Origin of the sequence: Pseudofulvimonas gallinarii (assembly GCF_004343305.1) — a bacterium.
GTDB classification, from domain to species: domain Bacteria; phylum Pseudomonadota; class Gammaproteobacteria; order Xanthomonadales; family UBA2363; genus Pseudofulvimonas; species Pseudofulvimonas gallinarii.
Window position 1 is genome coordinate 1 of the sequence record NZ_SMAF01000047.1, and the last position, 5,022, is coordinate 5,022.

Genomic DNA, 5,022 nt, shown 5'->3' on the forward strand with positions numbered 1-5,022 from the left:
ACGCTTGCTGGGCATGACAGGGCACCATCGAATTGAGGGTGCCCATCAAACCCCGCTGGCGACCGGGAAAACAGGTGTCGTCGGCAGACGCTTACCCTCTTCACGTTCGTGTTTGTGACGCCGTGAAACCGCAGCGTGCGCAAGTCACTGACCGACTCGGCCTTCAAGCAACATCCTTGCTGCGGTGACTAACTGTAGCTTGGCCGCGGCAGGCAATTGTGCGTTCGCATACGCACACCATCCATCACTTCGCATCGGCAGCCGCGAGCTACATATGCCGGCTCGAGCCGTGAATTCACGGGTATAGGTGGGACAACCCGCCTGCTCGTGGCTCCTTGTCTGTGGTGCGCACACAGGACGCGATTGAGATTGTCGAGTTCGCCAATGTTTTTCGCGATGCGCACCGGCTGCCGTTCCTCATGGGGTTCACACGTTCCCCGAGCGGCCGAATCAAGCGAATCCATCACGAAGTAGCGGAGGTAACGATCACAACGACATGAAAAAGCAGGCTTGATTCTGGCGGCGCGCGACACGACGCGGCGCCGGACTGGCAAAGACACTCATCGGAACAGGAGACATGGTTATGAGAGCATCATCCATCCTTTCGGCGGCCCTTGCCGTGCAACTGTCTGCTTTCGGCAGCGGATACGTGCAGGCCAACGACACGCCCCGGGCGATTGACAGTGCTACCATCAATGCTGTGATGAAGTTGTACGAAATCGATCAGGCATCCGCCAAACAGCGGCTTGAGAGCGAAGCAAGGGCGGCCGTGAACGACTTTCGCATCCGTGAGGCAGGCTTGGCCGGCTACGCAGGAAGCTGGTTTGATCCGGATACAAATTCACTGAAAGTCGCCACTTCCGCGCAGGAGGAATTCAGCCGCATACAGCTGCTTGGCGGCCACCCGGTTCTTGTAGCACGCTCTCTGGCCTCGCTGGAGGCACAACGCGGCCAGGTCGTTTCCATCATTGGCAAAGCCCTGACGGAACGTACGGTACTTTCCTCGCATGTTGACTACATCGGCAACCGGGTTGCCATTGGCGTCAGCGCCGACGACGTTGGTCCGGTCAGCGAACTGCTTCGCGACTACGAAGATAGCGTATCGATTCATGCGGTCACCGAACTTCCGCCGTTTTCGTCAGGGCCTGTTCGTGGTGCAGATGGAACGCGCAACAATACTTGGGAGACCAACTATGGCGGCAGTTGGATCTGCTCTGTCGGTGTTTCCGTCAATCAAGGGTTTCTTACAGCTGGTCACTGCACATACGGCAAGAACGAGTTTCCTTCCGGGGAGGTGATCCATACTCGATCTGACGTGCCGTTGGGCGTGGCGCAGAACAGCACGTTCGACCTGTCCGGGCCCACCGATTCCGGCAACCCACGGGACGCCGCCTGGGTCCAAACGGGCACTGGTTGGGTACCAACCGCCGAGATCAATGGATACTCTTCGGGAACACTTGATGTGCCTGGTGCCTGGAGCGGAGTGCTTGAGGCAAGCATAAACTCGACGGTATGTCGCTATGGTGGGACCAGTGGCGGTCCATATTGCGGTCAAGTGAACGCAAAGAACGTTTCTCAATGCTTTGGTTCTTGGGGTGCTTGCGATACAGTTGGAGCGTTGACGAAGGTCATAAACGGATGCACAGAGGATGGCGATTCCGGTGGCGTTCATCTATCGGCATCGACCGGGCAAGTGCAGGGAATCAATGTCGGTGGAGCCCCGGATTGTTCGGCACACCCGGCCGTATCCGGCGATGTCTATTTCCAGCCGGTAACCATCGGCCTGGGTTTGATGGGCAGAACGATGCTGACCCAGCATGGGTCATCGGCGCCCACGTTGGATGGTCCGTACTGTGAAGGCATGGGGTACAGCCATTTCTTTTGTTCGACAGGTTACAGCTCACAAGGCGATACCTCTGTTTCCTGGTCGTGGAGCGGGGGAGGAACATCGGGCACGACTGCAAACGGTACTTGCCCATCGGATACATGGGTAACCGTCCTCGTCACGGCCAGCAACGAATACGGAAGCACGAACGTCAACAGGTCGTACTTCTGTAGGAGCGGGCCGCCCCTCTGAGGCATTCCATGGGCCAGGTGACGTATGTTGCCTGGCCTGGCTTCTCGCAATCGCACACGTAGCAAGCAAGGTGAAACGCATGGAAAATCGTCAATCCGAAACGGCATTGGAACAGCGTTGGTCGCGGGGTCGCGCGGGGAAGGTGATGGTGTCCATCGTCGCTCTGTTCTTGTCAACGTCTGTTTTTGCGGAATCCATGCCGATACGGTCAGGTCATGCCGGTCACTGGTATGCGGCTGACCGGAGCGGCGAGGGCTGGGTCCTGGAACTGCGCGATGCCGGCGGTGCGTGGTTGTACTGGTTCACCTACGACGAGCAGGGTCGCCAGCGTTGGCTGACGGCTGCCGGCGACATCGTGGCCGATGGCGACAGCGGTGAGCGCATCGATTTTTCGCAGCTGGTGGTCACCCGTGGTGCCCGCTTTGGTCCCGACTTCGATCCCGACGACGTTGTCCACGAAGCGGTGGGCTCGGCCAGCTTCCGCTTTGACGGTTGCGATAGCGGTCAATTCAGCTATGAGGCCTTCGGCCAGAGCCAGACGTTCGATGTGCAGCGTCTGGCGCGGGTGATGGGCACACGGTGCGAGACACCGCATGGTGTTGTTGGCAGGGAAACAGCCGAGTACGCCGGGGTGAGTGGATCATGGTATGACCCGTCACACAATGGCGAAGGATTTGCGATGCACTGGGCGACGCCTAATCAAGCCATCGTGACCTGGTACAGCTATGACGACGAGGGCAACCAGTACTGGATGCTCGGTGTAGGCAGCGTCGATCGTCAAGGGAATGTGGTTTTCCCAGATATGCACTCTACGCGCGGCGGTCGTTTCGGTGCAAACTTTGATCCTGACCAGGTTGAGCGATTCGAGTGGGGTAGGTTGTCGCTTGACCTTTCCTGTGAGGGCGGATACGCGGAATACAGTTCCCCCCTTGCCGGATTCGGTGATGGGTCTTTCGAGTTGAGTCGTTTGACGAGATTGCGTTTGTTGCCCTGTCCCTATTCGTGGCCGGCATTTACAGAACTATACGAATTGCACTCGTTCGTAGAGCTGCCCATCGGTGACGCCGAGCCATTTGAGCCAAGTATTGTTGTTCATGCACAGCATGTTGCAAACGATGGTTCGGTTGTTGCTTCACGTCGGGTCGGCGAAGATAATGTCGGGTGGCAAAAGCAGATCTGGAAAGATGGCAAGTGGATGGTCATTCCCGGTCTCGGCGCTGGGAGTACGCATTTTTCAGACGCCGGAGATGCTATTGCAGTTGGCAGACTGACCGAGGAAGGAGAGCCGTGGGTATTCCTGTGGACCTGGTCCGAGGGGTGGACGCCTTTGAGCGGTCTTGCCTATCCGGAAGCGAATGTCACGGCCTCATCACGCAATCTCCAGTATCTGGGCGGTAGCAGCATGCCCAGTCCATCTGCCAGCCGTACTGTGAAGTGGATATGGCATGCCGAGGAAGGTGTACGCGTGTTACCCGAGCCAGATGATTGGGGTGCATTGCCAATGCTGATTCGCCGGGATGGTCGTCGAGTTCTTGGCCGTGGAATGAGATCCCAAGGGAGTACCGCCCGCCCAGTGGCCGTGATCTGGGAGGGGGATGATCTTCCGCATGAAATTAAGGATGCATCGGGTGTTCAATTGGGCTTCCTTGGCGGCTGTGATGAATTGTGCGAAATCGTCTTCGGAAGCGATCAGACGTACATTGACGCTGGACATCCCAAGACTCGACAGGCTTGGTACTGGCGCGGCGCAGGTGATTCCGGATATCTGGGTCGAGCCCCTGACGATGCGCTAATCGGGCAGGCGCCGTACACCGTCAACGGTGTGATCGCCGATGGAACAGTGGCTGTCGGAGGTTATTCCCGTTTCGTCGGCAATGAACTGACCGGCGCTGGGTTTGTCTGGACGCAGGCGACCGGACTGGTCCCGCTATCGGAGATACTGGCAAGTTGGCAAGTCGAACTGGAGTGGATTTCAATGTCCGTGTCCGATATCAGTGCAAACGGAGAATGGATGCTCTTGTCGGGTCTGGTTAAATTCGATAACCCGTTGCGGTACGGCTATCGGGCAGCGCTTCTGCGTATTCAGCCGAAATCGAATGAATGGTGAAGCAGGGGCCTGACGAGTCGAATCAAGAGGGCTTTTGGATATTCTCTTTACCTTTTTAATTGCTCCAGTTATCCAGCTTCTCCAGCAAGGCGATCAGCTGGCGCTGTTCGCCGGGGTTCAGGGCGCCGAGCAGGCGGCTGCCGGCAAGGCCGGGTGCGTGCAACGCCGACTGCCGTATGGTTTTTGGTGGTGCCGCTCACGACCTGGAGGCGCCGAATCCGTTGTCCCCGGATGCTGCCCGCGAAGAACCCTGGGTGTGGTTCACGGACAGTGGGCGGGTCAAGTATCTTGGAAAACTCCCACTTCCAACAACGGGCACGCCAGCCTACAGTATCGTGAGCGTCTCGCCCGATGGCGGATTAGTAGTTGGAAACTACGGGATTTATCCATACCTTTCATCGAGTACGAGGCCGCATAACCTGGCAGCTCAAAAGTCGAATCCAGGCCGTACCTCAGATTCATTCGTGTATACGCCCCTGACCAGAATGGTATCCCTGGGCCGCACCCTCGATTCAATGGACGTCGAACCAGCATCGTGGCGCGAGTTGGAGGTTGCTGCTGTATCGCCAGACGGCTTGCGGATCATGGTGACTGAAGGACGAACCTTCTCCCAGGACGAGCAGCGGGATCTGGCCCTGATTACACTTCGTCCACGCGGAGGTTACTGACAGGGCCGTGGCGCGGTTGCTGTTCCGCTTGGTTGCGCCGCTTCAATGTACGGCGTATCGGTCACGTAAATGGCGGTAAGCGTCCGGTAAGGACACCCCCACCCCCGGATTCAATCGCGCCGCAGCGGCAGTAAGCTGTCGATGTCGCGATTGAGGGTGGTCGGCAGGTG

2 protein-coding genes are annotated in these 5,022 nt (G+C 57.9%); both read left to right on the forward strand.

The features are described 5' to 3' along the window. Window positions 1–577: 577 nt before the first annotated feature. A complete protein-coding gene (locus EDC25_RS14450; protein WP_132577783.1) occupies window positions 578–2,077 on the forward strand; it encodes a S1 family peptidase in 1,500 nt (499 codons plus the stop codon). 79 nt (window positions 2,078–2,156) lie between these two features. Continuing rightward, complete coding sequence (locus tag EDC25_RS14455; protein WP_132577785.1) at window positions 2,157–4,184, forward strand: hypothetical protein; 2,028 nt, start codon at window positions 2,157–2,159, stop codon at window positions 4,182–4,184. Window positions 4,185–5,022: the final 838 nt, after the last annotated feature.

Coding starts and splice junctions, on each gene's coding strand:
- EDC25_RS14455 (WP_132577785.1), top strand. CDS start 2,157: ATGGAAAATCGTCAATCCGAAACGGCATTGGAACAGCGTTGGTCGCGG.
- EDC25_RS14450 (WP_132577783.1), top strand. CDS start 578: ATGGTTATGAGAGCATCATCCATCCTTTCGGCGGCCCTTGCCGTGCAA.